This window comes from Pseudoalteromonas tunicata (genome assembly GCF_002310815.1).
In the GTDB taxonomy this organism is placed as follows: domain Bacteria; phylum Pseudomonadota; class Gammaproteobacteria; order Enterobacterales; family Alteromonadaceae; genus Pseudoalteromonas; species Pseudoalteromonas tunicata.
In genome coordinates this window covers 3,281,417-3,296,541 of sequence record NZ_CP011032.1, presented here as the reverse complement: position 1 = coordinate 3,296,541, position 15,125 = coordinate 3,281,417, and the positions used below count along the sequence as shown (strand labels likewise).

At 40.7% G+C, this 15,125-nt stretch carries 13 protein-coding genes; 11 read left to right on the top strand and 2 right to left on the bottom strand.

What is annotated here, in order from left to right:
• Window positions 1-33 precede the first annotated feature (33 nt).
• Window positions 34-1,986, top strand: a complete 1,953-nt coding sequence (locus PTUN_RS14990; RefSeq protein WP_009837790.1) for an LTA synthase family protein — start codon at window positions 34-36, stop codon at window positions 1,984-1,986.
• A gap of 88 nt (window positions 1,987-2,074) precedes the next feature.
• Here the strand turns inward: PTUN_RS14990 and PTUN_RS14985 are convergent, their stop codons facing one another.
• Together PTUN_RS14985 and trhP are read right to left on the bottom strand one after the other, a co-directional pair.
• Window positions 2,075-2,323, bottom strand: a complete 249-nt coding sequence (locus PTUN_RS14985; protein ID WP_009837789.1) for a YfhL family 4Fe-4S dicluster ferredoxin — start codon at window positions 2,321-2,323, stop codon at window positions 2,075-2,077.
• 2 nt (window positions 2,324-2,325) lie between these two features.
• Window positions 2,326-3,702 carry a prephenate-dependent tRNA uridine(34) hydroxylase TrhP gene (gene trhP, locus PTUN_RS14980; protein ID WP_009837788.1) on the bottom strand — a complete coding sequence of 459 codons (1,377 nt, stop codon included), beginning with the start codon at window positions 3,700-3,702 and terminating at the stop codon, window positions 2,326-2,328.
• Between the two features lie 308 nt (window positions 3,703-4,010).
• Between trhP and ndk the strand changes: the two genes are divergently transcribed.
• From ndk to PTUN_RS14930, 10 genes are all read left to right on the top strand, one after another.
• Window positions 4,011-4,442, top strand: a complete 432-nt coding sequence (gene ndk / locus PTUN_RS14975) for a nucleoside-diphosphate kinase (protein ID WP_009837787.1) — start codon at window positions 4,011-4,013, stop codon at window positions 4,440-4,442.
• Window positions 4,443-4,627: 185 nt separating this feature from the next.
• Window positions 4,628-5,806 (top strand): dual-specificity RNA methyltransferase RlmN, encoded by a 1,179-nt coding sequence (gene rlmN / locus PTUN_RS14970; RefSeq protein WP_009837786.1) that lies wholly within the window; start codon window positions 4,628-4,630, stop codon window positions 5,804-5,806.
• 114 nt (window positions 5,807-5,920) lie between these two features.
• A complete protein-coding gene (gene pilW / locus PTUN_RS14965) occupies window positions 5,921-7,405 on the top strand; it encodes a type IV pilus biogenesis/stability protein PilW (protein ID WP_009837785.1) in 1,485 nt (494 codons plus the stop codon).
• Window positions 7,402-8,349 (top strand): RodZ domain-containing protein, encoded by a 948-nt coding sequence (locus tag PTUN_RS14960; RefSeq protein WP_009837784.1) that lies wholly within the window; start codon window positions 7,402-7,404, stop codon window positions 8,347-8,349. Before pilW ends, PTUN_RS14960 begins: the two co-directional genes overlap by 4 nt.
• A 6-nt stretch (window positions 8,350-8,355) precedes the next feature.
• Window positions 8,356-9,474, top strand: a complete 1,119-nt coding sequence (gene ispG, locus PTUN_RS14955; RefSeq protein ID WP_009837783.1) for a flavodoxin-dependent (E)-4-hydroxy-3-methylbut-2-enyl-diphosphate synthase — start codon at window positions 8,356-8,358, stop codon at window positions 9,472-9,474.
• A gap of 157 nt (window positions 9,475-9,631) precedes the next feature.
• Window positions 9,632-10,906: a histidine--tRNA ligase gene (gene hisS, locus PTUN_RS14950; protein ID WP_009837782.1), complete on the top strand. Its 1,275-nt coding sequence runs from the start codon at window positions 9,632-9,634 to the stop codon at window positions 10,904-10,906.
• Between the two features lie 9 nt (window positions 10,907-10,915).
• The gene (locus PTUN_RS14945; protein ID WP_009837781.1) at window positions 10,916-11,551 is read left to right on the top strand and encodes a YfgM family protein; all 636 of its coding nucleotides are present in this window, start codon (window positions 10,916-10,918) and stop codon (window positions 11,549-11,551) included.
• 10 nt (window positions 11,552-11,561) lie between these two features.
• Window positions 11,562-12,737, top strand: a complete 1,176-nt coding sequence (bamB, locus tag PTUN_RS14940; protein ID WP_009837780.1) for an outer membrane protein assembly factor BamB — start codon at window positions 11,562-11,564, stop codon at window positions 12,735-12,737.
• A 131-nt stretch (window positions 12,738-12,868) separates the two neighbouring features.
• On the top strand, window positions 12,869-14,347 hold the full coding sequence (gene der / locus PTUN_RS14935; RefSeq protein ID WP_009837779.1) for a ribosome biogenesis GTPase Der: 1,479 nt from the start codon (window positions 12,869-12,871) through the stop codon (window positions 14,345-14,347).
• A gap of 335 nt (window positions 14,348-14,682) precedes the next feature.
• Complete coding sequence (locus PTUN_RS14930; protein ID WP_009837778.1) at window positions 14,683-15,084, top strand: VOC family protein; 402 nt, start codon at window positions 14,683-14,685, stop codon at window positions 15,082-15,084.
• Window positions 15,085-15,125: the final 41 nt, after the last annotated feature.

Genomic DNA, 15,125 nt, shown 5'->3' with positions numbered 1-15,125 from the left:
TAACAACGATTAACTTGTTATTGGGTACTTTAAATGGCTCGTGTGTTGTCTAGTTATAAGCCTCTGCTTTACTTCTTTTTATTTTCGCTCTTGTGGTTATTTTTGTCTCGAACAGCATTGACGCTTTGGCAGTTTGAACGAGTATCAGCCACGCAAGATTGGTTTAATTTCTTATTAGGTGCGCTTCGCATCGATATCAGCACAGTTGCTTACTTGCTGATTATTCCTACTTTATTACAAATAATTGCTCATTGTTTTAGCTTTCTTTCTGCAGTGATGCGACCGATTATTTTCATTTGGCTTGTGCTAAGTGCATTTATTTTAGTGTTCATGGAGTTTTCAACCCCAGCATTTATTATGGAATACGATTTGCGGCCAAACCGTTTGTTTGTTGAATATTTACTCTACCCACAAGAAGTATTTTCGATGCTGTTAACTGGGCATTTGCTTGAAGTAGTATTGGCAAGCATTGGTTGTACAATTGTGATGTATTTCACCTTTGGTTTGCTCAAAGCATGGTGTAATAGTCAACATGAACCTCAGCCACTTTTACCTAGTTTATTTAGTGGATTACTAGTTGTTGTAATGATTTTTTTAGCCGCCAGAGGTACACTACAACATCGGCCTATTAATCCATCGTTGGCGTATTTTTCGACCGATCCCTTGGTTAATTCATTAACACTTAATTCGAGTTACAGCTTGGCCTTTGCAATTAAGCAATTAGGAAATGAAGCGAGTGCCAGTAAAATTTATGGCACTATGGATGAGGTGAGCATTATTGCGCATGTTCAGGCTCAAACGGCTAAACCCAGCACCGGCTTTAATCACACTGAGCTGCCCACTTTGGCCTCAAATCCAGCTGTGTATCAAGGTAAACCTAAAAATTTGGTAATTGTGCTGCAAGAGAGTTTAGGCGCGCAATTTGTACAAAGTCTAGGTGGTAAAAATTTAGCTCCAGAATTTGATAAATTACTCAATCAAGGCTGGTCATTTGATCAACTCTACGCCACGGGTACTCGCTCAGTACGAGGTATAGAAGCGGTAGTGACAGGCTTTACTCCAACACCTGCTCGTGCGGTAGTAAAGCTTGATAAATCGCAACATAACTTTTTTACCCTTGCCGCCTTATTGCAACAAGAAGGCTATGCAACCCAATTTATTTACGGTGGTGAAAGCCATTTTGATAATATGAAAAGCTTTTTTTTAGGTAATGGTTTTGCTGATATTGTTGATTTTGATGATATTGAGCAGCCTGAGTTTGTGGGTTCTTGGGGCGCATCTGATGGTGATTTATTTCGTCAGGCCGATAAAGAATTACAGCAATTTCATTTGCAGGATAAACCCTTTTTTAGTTTGATTTTTAGCTCGAGTAATCACGACCCATTTGAGATCCCTGCTGGAAAAGTGACGGGAATCGATGAAACTGAGCGTTCGCGAGACAATGCCATTCGTTATGCTGATTTTGCTTTGGGTGAGTTTATCGCCAAAGCAAAAACTCAATCTTATTGGCAAGATACCATTTTTTTAGTGGTTGCCGATCACGATGCTCGAGTATTTGGCGCAAATTTAGTGCCAATCAAATCATTTCATATCCCAGGGGTGATTTTGGGCAAAGATATTGATGTTAAACGAGATACGCGCACAGTTAGCCAAATTGATTTAGCACCGACAGTACTGAGCTTAATGGGGATCAATGCTGCGACGCCAATGTTAGGCAGAGATTTAAACCGAACGGATATTAACCAGCGGGCCATGATGCAGTTTGATAAAAACTTTGCTTATTTAGAAGGCGATAAAGTCGCCATCTTACAGCCAGAAAAGCCAATAAGTTATTACCGTTATGATTATGTGGGCAAGGAATTAATTGCGATTAATGACGTAACCGCAGAGCTTGAAACTCTTGGCCAAGTCGCAAAAGCCCACGCCTTATTTGGTTCACTGGCTTACAACAAAAATTGGTTTCGATTGGCAACCCAAATAAATTAGCCCCAATACGTTGGAAAATATCTTATTCAAAACTGAGGTTAAATTAATCTCACATGCAATAAAAAAGCGCCGAGGCGCTTTTTTTGTTTTATAGCTCAGTGAGCTTGAGGTATTTTTGCGCCAGTTCGTCAAGGCTTTCACGGTGAGCTGGGTCGGGTTTAATACAATCAATCGGGCAAACACTGATACAGGTTGGTGTATCATAATGCCCGATACATTCGGTACATTTAGTTGGCTCTATCTGATAAATTTTTGTGCCCATAAATATGGCTTCATTAGGGCATTCAGGCACACACATATCACAGTTAATGCACTTGTTATTAATAAGTAATGCCATGATTAAACACAAGAACTGGCTTTGAATGGATTTCGTGTATCTTGGTCTTTATCAAGATTTCGCATCAAGAGGGCATGGCTTAAATCAATATCCACAGGAATTGGAATTTGCACGATATGACCAGAGCCTTTGGCATCATCAATACGTTCGCCTTTTTTGTTTTCCATATGATCTAATGTGAAATTGATATTGCCTTGTGGTGTCATCAATTCGAGCGAGTGGCCAGTACAGAATTTATTTTTAACATCAATTTCAACTAAGCCATTTTGATTGCGGCCTAATATCTCACCCACAAATTGCTGCTGATCTGATACCGAGTGACCATAATCATAATTTTGATAGGCTTGGTGATTGTGGCGTTTTAAAAAGCCTTCGGTATAACCGCGATGAGCTAAATTTTCTAAGCTATGGAGTAAATTCATATCAAATGGTCGACCTGCAACAGCATCATCGATGGCTTTACGATACACCTGCGCTGTACGCGCAACGTAATAAAATGACTTGGTGCGGCCTTCAATTTTTAAACTATGCACGCCCATTTTTGTGAGTTGTTCAACATATTGCACTGCACGTAAATCTTTTGAATTCATGATGTAAGTGCCATGTTCATCTTCAAACGCTGGCATGTATTCGCCAGGGCGACCTTGTTCTTCAAGCATAAAAATTTCTTTACTTGGTTCGCCAGCACCTAAGGTCGGAATAATTTTTTTAGGGTCGAACTGATGCACGATTTCGCCGGTTTCGGTTTCTTTACCAGGTTTTACATCATATTCCCAGCGACATGCGTTAGTACAGGTGCCTTGATTTGGGTCGCGTTTATTAATGTAACCAGAGAGCAAACAACGGCCAGAATACGCCATACACAGTGCGCCATGGACAAAAACTTCAAGTTCTGTTTCTGGGCAAAGGGTGCGGATTTCACCAATTTCTTCTAGCGATAATTCCCGCGATAAAATAACACGCTCAATGCCTTGTTTGGCCCAAAATTTTACGGTGGCAAAATTGACCGCATTAGCTTGCACCGATAAATGAATGGGCATCTCGGGCCATTTTTCACGCACTAGCATGATCAAGCCAGGATCAGACATGATCAAGGCGTCGGGTTTCATCGCAATTACAGGTTCAATATCGCGCAAATAGGTATTCACTTTTGCATTGTGCGGCGCAATATTTGAGACCACATAGAGTTTTTTATTAAGCTTATGGGCTTCTTTAATACCAAGTGCGAGGTTGTCTAAATCAAATTCATTATTGCGCACCCGCAAGCTATAACGTGGCTGACCGGCATACACTGCATCAGAGCCATAAGCAAAGGCATAGCGCATATTTTTTAAGCTGCCCGCAGGCGAAAGTAATTCTGGAGTAAAAAGGGTAGACATAAGTATTCCTCACACATCGAACTGAGTACGGATCAGTTGCATGAATCAGCCGCGGTGTTTTAGCGGCCATTAAAAAAGCGGGCAAGCGTAGCGTAAATAAAGGGCTTATTATTTGCGTTAGATCATGTTTTTGGCTTTTTACCTGCTTTAGAAAAAATGTCATTTAATCCTGTTACGATCCTTTTTTATGATCTCTCAGATCAAATGGGGGATTATTGCGCAAATTTAATAGGCTTTTGCTTGAAAAAAGCGTATAATCCGCCGCCGTTGAATTTAAACAATCTTACTAATTAATTTGGAGCATAAAGATGGCTTTAGAGCGTACTTTCTCAATCATCAAACCTGACGCAGTTGCTAAAAACCACATCGGTGCAATCTATAACCGTTTTGAGTCTGCTGGTCTTAAAATCGTTGCATCTAAAATGGTTCACCTTTCTAAAGAGAAAGCTGAAGGTTTCTACGCTGAGCACAGCGCACGTCCATTTTTTGGCGCTTTAGTATCTTTCATGACTTCTGGTCCAGTAATGGTTCAAGTTTTAGAAGGCGAAAACGCTGTTCTTAAAAACCGTGAAATCATGGGAGCTACTAACCCAGCTGACGCACTTGCAGGTACTTTACGTGCAGATTACGCAGACAGCATCGACGAAAACGCTGTTCACGGTTCTGACGCATTAGAATCAGCTGCACGCGAAATCGCATACTTCTTCTCTGACGAAGAAATCTGTCCACGTACTCGTTAATATTTGGTTAGGATTTATCCTTAAATCAAATAGATGCGGATCGTAGCAGTTAGAAAAGGGCCTTGCGCCCTTTTCTTGTCAGTATGCTTACACAAGCAATTACAGTGTTTGTGTCAGCACATTGTGGTGTTATCAAGATGCCCTAGTGGCAGGTAAGTTTTATCAAAGTGGTCGAGGTCTCTTCAATGAGCGAAGCGCAAGCAGTGAGTGGTATTGCACAAGGCAATACGACAAAGAAGAAAATTAATTTACTTGATTTGAACCGTGAAGGCATGCGTGAACTGTTTGTCTCATTTGGTGAGAAACCGTTTCGTGGTGATCAGGTGATGAAATGGATCTATCACTTTGGCGTCGATAACTTTGATGAAATGAGCAACATCAATAAAAAGCTTAAAGCACGTTTAGAGCGTGAATGCGAAATTGTTGCACCTGAAATCTCGGCTAAACAAGTGGCTGCCGATGGCACCATTAAATACGCTTTACTGCTTGAGGGCGGTCAAGAAGTTGAGACTGTTTGGATCCCTGAAAAAGAACGCGCTACGTTATGTGTCTCGTCACAAGTTGGCTGTGCTTTGGAATGTACATTTTGTTCAACTGCACAACAGGGCTTTAACCGTAATTTAAAAGTATCTGAAATCATCGGCCAAGTATGGCGTGTGGCTAAAGACATAGGTTTATACGGTGATAGTACTCGTCGTCCGGTAACAAACGTAGTGATGATGGGAATGGGCGAGCCTTTACTTAACATCAATAACGTTGTGCCAGCAATGGAATTGATGATGGACGATTGGGCGTTTGGTTTATCAAAACGCCGTGTAACCTTAAGTACATCGGGTGTTGTGCCTGCGCTTGATATTTTAAAAGAGCGGATTGATGTTGCTTTGGCAATTTCATTACATGCACCGGATAACGCATTGCGTGATGTATTAGTACCTATCAATAAAAAGTACCCAATTGAAGAGTTTTTAGCTGCGTGTCGTCGTTATATCGATGGTTCGAAAGCAAATAAAGACGTGACGGTTGAATATGTGATGTTGGACGGTATTAATGATAGCATGGAACAAGCACATCAATTAGTTGAGACCTTAAAAGGTACGCCTTCTAAAGTGAATTTGATCCCATTTAATCCATTTCCGGGTAACGAATATGGCCGTTCAAGTAATAGCCGAATCGACCGTTTTTCTAAAATCCTACAAGCTGCTGGTATTACTTGTATTGTACGCCGTACCCGTGGTGATGATATTGACGCGGCATGTGGGCAATTAGTGGGGGATGTGGTTGATAGAACCAAGCGTTTAGCTAAGCGTCAGCTGCAAAAAGAAAATGAAATCGCCGTGACTATGGTTTCAAATCCAAACAGCTAAGTTTTATCGAACTATTTTGACTTTATTGATTCAAAGCATTTGAAAAATAAATAGATGAAACAATAGGATGTTGGGTTAAACTCAACATTCGGACCTTAAAATAGAGAATTCGCGATGCGACATTTATTATTAGCCGCCAGTGTTTTGGCGATGACAGGATGTGTAACTGAAAGTGTTTACTTAGGCAGTGATAAACCCGTTGTAGAAAAAAGGATAAATAATGATGATGCAGCTCGAACGCGAGTTTCCCTCGCTCTGAAATATTTAGCCTCAGGTGATAGTTCACAAGCTAAATATAACTTAGAGCGAGCAGTCGGTTTTGCTCCAAAATTACCTGAAGTTCACTACACCACCGCTTATTATTACTCTGCTGTGGGTGAAGTTGAGCTGGCCAAAAAATCATACTTACGCGCCATAGAGCTTGATCCTAACGATCCCAATACCCTAAATAACTATGGGGTGTTTTTATGTAGTAATGGCGAATATGACGAAGCGCAAGAATATTTACTCGCTGCAATTGCGATTCCAAGCTATATCCGTGTCGCTGAAAGTTATGAAAATTTAGCTTTATGTGCAATTGAAAACGATCATTTTAGCGAAGCGAGTGACTTTTTAATTTCATCGGTTAAACACAGTCCGTTGCGTGGTTCATCGTTGCTTAATCTATCTTCGTTATATTATGCCAAAAGTGATTTCCATAAAGCCGAAGATTTATTAGAGCGTTATGAAAATTCGGGTCGAATTTCATCACGGTCGTTATTACTGTCGTACTTAATTCAAAGCAACATGGGCCATCTCGAAAAAGCCAATACGGTTGCCAAAACATTACAACAAACGTACCGCACTTCCTATGAAGCACTAATTGTGCGTGAAAATAAATTGGTAGACAGTGAGTTTGAAAAATTACGTGAGCAATACCGTAAAAGTGAATTGCGTAAGTTGCAAAAAGATTTAGTAAAGGATGTTGATAAGCCAAAAATTAAGATAGTGAAGCGTAAGGCTCCGGTACAGCAAGCAAATGAAAATGCGGCTACAACATCTGTTGAAGCAAGCGAGCAAAAAAACGCTGTGATTATCAATGCGCCTTTAATTAAAATTACGCCAGCAGAGGACAAGGTCACCTTTAACGAAGTCCCGCTTAGCGCCAATGCTGTTGCTGCCCTTGAGCAAGAGGCTGAAGCGGCAATCATCGAAAAACCTAAAACGAAAAAAGCAAAAAATGAAGAGGCTGCATCTGAAAAAATAGCTGTCGTGATTGCAGATCGTAAAGAACTTGGCATGATTGAGCCGCCGTACCATGTAGTCAAAAAAGGTGAAAATCTTTTTAGTATTTCAGTTAAATACAATGTGAAATTACAAAAGCTACTAGAATGGAATGCATTAACTGAAAGTGATCAGGTTTATAGCGGCACCAAAGTGTACTTGAATGACCCAAATGTCTATCACCATGTGGTAGAGGGTGATACCTTGTTCAGCATCTCAGTAAAATACAATATTTTGATGAAAAAATTAGTGGAGTGGAATGAGCTAGCAACTGATGCTTATTTAACACCAGGTCGTAAAATTTTATTAGTGAATCCAAAAACATACTCATTATGATAGAACAAGAAGTAACGGATAATACAGTTGAAACCCCACTACCGTTAGTTGGGAGTTTTTTAACCGCAGGGCGTGAAGCTGCGAAAATTTCGGTTGATGAATTTGCTAAACGTTTAAATCTTAGTGCCGCGCAATTAACTAACCTTGAGAGCAATCAGTTTGCTTTACTTGGTCCGGCTACTTTTGTAAAAGGCTATATTAAATCGTATTGCAAATTTTTATCGCTTGATGAAAGTTATGTACTTTCTTTATATGATGCACAAACAGAAGGCCCCACAATTAGTAAGATGCAAAGTTTTTCGCGTCGGACAGAAAAAGAAGCGCACGATAATCGTTTGATGTTATTCAGTTATGCTGTGCTTTCACTGGTAATTGGTTTGTCGGTTTTGTGGTGGTGGCAAAATCGTGATACCACGCCAGCCCCAATAGCTAGCCCTGAAATTCAAAATGTTGAGCAACAAAGCGTAAGCGTTGTAGCGCAAGATTCTCTTCAAAAGCAACCTGTGCAAAATCAAGATGCACAACTTGGATTAAATTCTGAACAGATAACTAATGAGTTAAGTGAGCAGACACAAGTTGAGCAAAGTGAACAAACGCCAGAATCAACGCAAGTTGAGCAAGAATTAAATGAAGCGACACAAGTTATTGAACCTGTTGTTGCAGTAATAAAAAAAAATGACAAGCAAGCTAATAACTCGCTTAATAAAGTTGTGATGTACTTTAACAACGATAGTTGGGTTGAAATTTTTGATTCGTCGGCTGCTCGGGTAGCATTTGGTGTTAAAAAAGCGGGTTATACCATGACAGTTGAAGGTAAAGCGCCTTTTGCTGTGGTTGTCGGCAAACCTCATTTAGTTGAGGTTGAGTTTGATGGCGAGCAGATTGATATGTCAAAGTTTCCATCTCACCGCCTTGCTAAGTTCAGTCTTCCTTTAACAGAGTAATCGTTTATGTTTTCAGAATCTCCTATTGTAAGACGCAAATCTCGCCGCATTTATGTAGGTAATGTGCCTATTGGCGATGGTGCACCGATTGCAGTGCAGTCTATGACTAATACTGACACCCTGAATGTCGAAGCGACAGTTAAACAAATTCAAGCTATTCAAGCGGCTGGGGCAGACATAGTGCGCGTTTCTGTGCCTACCATGGATGCTGCCGAAGCATTTCGTAAAATTAAACAACAAGTTGATATTCCGTTAGTTGCAGACATTCATTTTGATTACCGTATTGCCTTAAAAGTGGCTGAATATGGCGTTGATTGTTTACGAATTAATCCTGGTAATATTGGCAGCGAAGATCGTATCAAAGCAGTGGTTGATGCAGCCCGTGAGCGCAATATTCCAATTCGGATCGGTGTTAATGGCGGCTCACTTGAGCGCGATTTACAAGAAAAGTATGGTGAGCCAACACCAGAAGCGTTACTCGAATCTGCCATGCGTCATGTGAATATTTTACAGCGCCTTAATTTTGATAACTTTAAAGTATCTGTCAAAGCGTCTGATGTATTTTTAGCGGTAGGCGCCTATCGTTTACTTGCTAAGGAAATTGATCAGCCATTGCATTTAGGTATTACCGAAGCCGGTGGTTTTCGCTCAGGCTCGGTTAAGTCAGCGGTCGGTTTAGGCATGCTGTTAGCCGAAGGTATTGGTGATACATTACGAGTTTCTCTTGCTGCCGATCCGGTACAAGAAATTAAAGTCGGTTTTGATATTTTAAAATCACTGCGCATTCGTTCGCGTGGAATTAACTTTATTGCTTGCCCTAGTTGTTCTCGCCAAGAGTTTGATGTGGTTGCAACCATGAATAAGCTCGAAGAGCGCTTAGAAGATATTATTACACCAATTACCGTATCGGTAATTGGCTGCGTTGTGAATGGCCCTGGTGAAGCGTTAGTCAGTGATATTGGTTTGGCTGGCGCAAGTCGTCGTTCAGGCTTGTATATTAATGGCGAACGTCAAAAAGAGCGGATCGATAATGACAATGCGGCAGAGCAATTAGAACAAAAAGTACGTGAGTATTTAGCGAAAAAAGAGCTGCAAAGCCCTATCGATATCAAAATCGTCGAATAATGATTAAATAACACGACAAAGCCGTGCTTTGTCGTTTACGTTTTAGTCCAGATCGTTATAATTCTTTATTTTAACGAAGCCAAGTTGCAGCAATGTGCGCAAATATTAATCTTGGCTGCGTAAGTAACCCAGTTAAATAGTATTGATAGGATAATCAGTGGCCAAACAAATTCAAGCAATCCGTGGAATGAACGACTGCCTGCCAGGCGATACCCAAGTTTGGCAAAAAGTCGAAACTATATTACGAGATACCGTCGCCTCTTTTGGTTATCAAGAAATTCGCTTTCCAATTGTCGAATCAACCGATTTATTCAAACGTTCAATTGGTGAAGTGACCGACATCGTTGAAAAAGAAATGTACACCTTTGAAGACCGTAATGGCGACAGTTTAACACTTCGTCCTGAAGGGACTGCGGTGTGCGTGCGTGCTGGTAACGAAAATGGTTTGTTATATAACCAAGAGCAACGTTTGTGGTATATGGGCCCAATGTTTCGCCACGAACGCCCACAAAAAGGCCGTTACCGCCAGTTTCATCAATTTGGTTTAGAGTCATTTGGTGTTGCGACTGCGGATATGGATGCTGAGGTTATTTTATTAACCGCTCGCTTATGGCAAGCATTTGGCGTGTCAAAGTACGTGCGTTTAGAACTTAACTCGTTAGGTTCTAATCAAGCACGTGAAGAATATCGTAATGCGCTAGTGGCGTATTTAGAGCAACACATTGAGCATCTTGATGAAGACTCAAAGCGTCGTATGTATTCAAATCCACTGCGTGTACTTGATTCTAAAAATCCTGATGTACAAGCTATTTTAGGCAATGCGCCTAAGTTATCTCAGCACTTAGATGCAGAGTCAGCAGAACATTTTGCAAATTTATGTGAACGTTTAGATGCAGCTGGCGTCGAATACCAGGTTAATGAAAAGCTGGTTCGAGGCCTAGATTATTATAATCGTACGGTATTTGAGTGGGTTACAGAAAGTTTAGGCGCACAAGGTACAGTGTGTGCCGGTGGTCGTTATGATGGCCTAGTTGAACAACTTGGTGGAAAAGCAACCCCAGCGGTTGGTTTTGCCATGGGAATGGAGCGCTTGGTCTTATTATTACAAGAATTAGACTGCGTAGGTGACATTCGTCGTACTTCAGATGTGTATTTAGCTTCTTTAGGTGACAAAGCGAGTATTCAAGCGCCTGTAATTGCAGCGCAATTGAGAGAACAAGTGCCAGGTATTCGCATCATGGTGCATGCTGGTGGCGGTAATTTTAAAAAACAATTAAAACGTGCAGATAAAAGTGATGCCGTGGTTGCCTTGATTTTAGGTGATGACGAGTTAGCGCAAGGGCTTGTAACGGTCAAATATTTAAGAGAACACAAAGACCAACAAACACTTGAACTAAGCCAAGTGGCCACTTTATTAGCCGACCTGATATAGGAAGTTATAATGGAAATTTATTCAACAGAAGAACAACAAGCAGAAGCAATAAAGCGATTTTTCCGTGAAAACGGCACTGCATTAGTGATTGGTGTGGTATTGGGTCTAGGTGGCTTATATGGTTGGAAAGCCTATAACCAAAACCAAGTTGAATCGGCTGAAGCGGCTTCTGATGCGTATGAAAAGCTAGTTAAAGCTGATGCGCAAAATAAAACCAATGCACTTGCTGGCGCAGATGAATTCATTAAAAATAATAAAGATTCAAGCTATGCGGTACTAGCAGCGTTTGTTGCTGCTAAAGAAGCGGTTGAAAAAGCAGACTTTAATTTAGCGAAAGAAAAATTAACGTGGATCACACAAAATAATAAAAATCCTGAGTTAAACGCGATTGCAAATTCTCGTATTGCCCGTATTGAGCTTGAGCTTAAAAATTACGATGCGGCATTAAAAGTTTTATCAGTAACCATGCCTGAAGCGTTCAAAGCAAGTGTTGCCGAATTAAAAGGTGATGTATATCGAGCTCAAGGCGATTTAGGCCAAGCTCGTAGCGCATATCAAGCCGCTGCAGATGCTGGTGGTTTGACAAATAACGCAACATTACAAATGAAATTAGATGATTTAGCTGTCGACACGCCAGCATTATAAGGTAACGGCCATGAAAAAAATTACCATGGCGACCTTAGCATTATGCATGGCGTCGTTAGTTGGGTGTTCTTCAAGTGATGATGAAGACGAATTAGTACTGCCTGAAATCGTAAATAAATTTGAAACCAAAGTGGTGTGGCAAACATCAATTGGTGATGGCGTTGAACATTATTTCTCGCGTTTAACACCAACAAGCTACAAAGATACAGTTTATGTAGCTGCGCGTTATGGTCAAATTGAAGCATTGTCTCTCGCCGATGGCAAAGTAAAATGGCGTCAAGACGCTCGTAAAAAAATTGCTTTTTGGCCGTGGGAAGATGACGATAGCGCCAAGTTATCGGGCGGTATTTTACAAGCTTACGGCAAGCTCTTTATTGGTTCTGAACATGGTGAAGTGTTAGCACTTGATCGTGAAACAGGGGACATTGTTTGGCGTGTAAAAGTGCCGGGTGAGTCATTATCAAAACCTGCTGCGGGCGATGGCTTAATTTATGTCAATTTAGGTTCAGGTAAACTAGTTGCATTACATCCAGATACGGGTGATTTACGTTGGACTTATGAGCAAGAAGTGCCAGCGCTTACGCTGCGCGGAATGAGCTCACCTGTTGCGGCCAATGGCGGCGTATTGGTAGGTGAAGAAAGTGGTAAATTAGCTGTGTTAATTTCAGAAAGTGGCTTTGCTGCTTGGAAAGCTGACGTTGCTATTGCCAAAGGTGCCTCTGAGTTTGAGCGTTTAGTTGATGTTGATACTCAGCCTGTTGTCTCAGGCGGCCAAGTTTTTTCATTGGCCTATAATGGTAATTTAGCAGCTATTGATATTCGTAGTGGCAATGTTATTTGGAAGCGTGAATACAGCGGTTACCGTGAGCTTTCAGCTGATTTACAAAATATTTATTTGGTAGACACCGCGGGTACAATTTACGCGCTAGATAAATCATCGGGTATTGAGCGTTGGAGTCAACCTGCGTTAAATGGCTGGTACCTAACGGGTCCTGCGGTAATTGGCAATTACTTAGCCTTGGGGGATCAAGAAGGAAATTTACATTGGCTTGATAAACAATCTGGTGAACTAGTTTCTCGTGAAGAGTTTGATAGTTCAGGCTTTTTTGTTGAGCCTATCGTTGCGGAAGATAAGCTAATTATCTACACCCGCGACGGTGAAGTCAGTGCCATTGCGGCACCTTAAACTTAAGTTGTTATTATGTTGATACCAATCACATTTAATAACAAACCGCGTTAATCGCTAGCTTATTTTAGTTGATTGGTATTTAGGCTTCGCGTCGCGAAGCCTTTTGTTGTTTTTATAAGGGGTTGTTTATGCTTCCTGTGATCGCTCTCGTGGGGCGACCAAATGTTGGTAAATCCACATTATTTAATCGTTTAACTCGTAGCCGTGACGCATTAGTGGCCGATTTTCCTGGCCTAACGCGTGACCGTAAATACGGCCAAGCAAAGTATGATGAATACGAGTTTATCGTCGTGGATACTGGCGGAATCGACGGCTCGGAAGAAGGTATTGAACTTGAAATGGCCGAGCAATCATTGCTCGCCATTGAAGAAGCTGATGTTGTCATGTTTTTAGTTGATGCGCGAGCGGGTATGACTGCTGCCGATCAAGCTATTGCTAATCATTTACGTAAGCTCAATACTCAGAAATCAATTTTTTTAGTCGCGAATAAAATTGATGGTTTAGATGCTGATTCAAGTTGTGCTGAGTTTTATCAATTAGCACTTGGCGAAGTGTATCAAATTGCAGCCTCTCATGGTCGTGGTGTGACTCAGTTATTAGAAACTGCGCTACAACCAGTGATTGAAGAATTTAATCGTCTGAATGGTGTTGAAGAAGAGCTTGAACAAATCAATGAATTTGATGAGTTTGAAGAAGGTGCAGAAGAGCCTGATGAGTATCAAGAGTTTTCTGATAAACCAATTAAACTCGCCATTATTGGTCGCCCAAATGTGGGTAAGTCAACGCTTACAAATCGTATTTTAGGTGAAGAGCGCGTTATTGTTTACGATATGCCAGGTACTACACGTGATTCGATTTATATACCGATGACACGTAATGACCAAGAGTATGTTTTGATTGATACCGCAGGTGTGCGTAAGCGTAAAAAAGTGAGCGATGTAGCTGAAAAATTCTCAGTTATTAAAACACTTAAAGCGATTGAAGATGCAAATGTTGTTTTACTTGTGGTTGATGCTCGCGAAGGCATTAGCGATCAAGATTTAAGCTTACTTGGTTTTGCATTAAATTCTGGCCGCTCATTAGTTATTGCTGTTAATAAATGGGATGGCTTAGATGAGTACGTTAAAACGCGTATTAAAACTGAATTAGACCGTCGCTTAGGGTTTATTGATTTTGCACGTATTCACTTTATTTCGGCATTACACGGTACAGGTGTTGGTCATTTATTTGAATCTGTAGATGAAGCTTATCAATCTGCGACTAAACGTATTTCGACTGCAATGCTACGTCGTATTATGGATATGGCACAATCTGATCATCAACCACCTTTAGTTGCTGGTCGTCGCGTGAAGCTTAAGTATGCGCATGCAGGTGGATATAATCCTCCTATTATTGTGATCCATGGTAATCAATTAAATGATTTACCCGATTCGTATAAGCGTTATTTAATGAATTATTATCGTAAATCATTAAAAATTATGGGCACACCAATCAAGATTGAATTTAGAGAAGGTGATAACCCGTTTGCAGGTCGCATTAATAAAATGACGATGTCGCAAGAACGTCAACGTAAACGCATTTCAAAAATGCATACCAATAAAAAATAAAGAAAGCGCCGCAAGGCGCTTTTTTATTAGCTCTGATTTTTCAGCTACCGCTTAAGTACAAAACAAAGACTAGAAAATGCTCATATTTTATGCTTAAGTAATTAACCTTAATTCTGGATAATGAATCTATCTTTGGCTGCTGTTTGCAACGCTAATAGCGTTGGATTAATTTGCATTAAGCTTGCCATCGACGCATCAATTCGCCTAGTTTGCCTTGAAACTACCTGAGTAGAGATAAATAAATTAGATATTTACTTTTAATTCAGTATGTTGGTAAATATTTTATCCAGAGCTAAGGTTAATTAAAGTGGTATGATGTTTTTGTAGGGGAAATAATGGAGTATCTCAGTACCGTTATCTATGTCGATGATGTCGAAGAGACCTTAGACTTTTATTATCAAGCATTTGGTATTAGCGCAACTAAATTGCATGAGTCTGGCCAGTATGGTGAATTAAATACTGGCAGCGTAAAATTAGCTTTTGCGGCGCACCCATTAGCGCAATCACATTTTAAACAAAACTATATTCGGGCTCAGCCCAAACAACCGGCACTGGGATTTGAAATTAGCTTTCATAGTGACAACGTTGTTGCTGCTTATACTAAAGCAATCCAAGCTGGAGCCGAGCCTTTAAGTCCGCCAGTGGAAAAGCCATGGGGTCACACAGTGGCTTATGTGCGCTCAATTGAAGGGACACTTATTGCATTAAGCAGTGATATTGAGCCAGAACTAGAATAAATGCCCATACATAAATGCATTGGGCATTACGTCATTGCAAT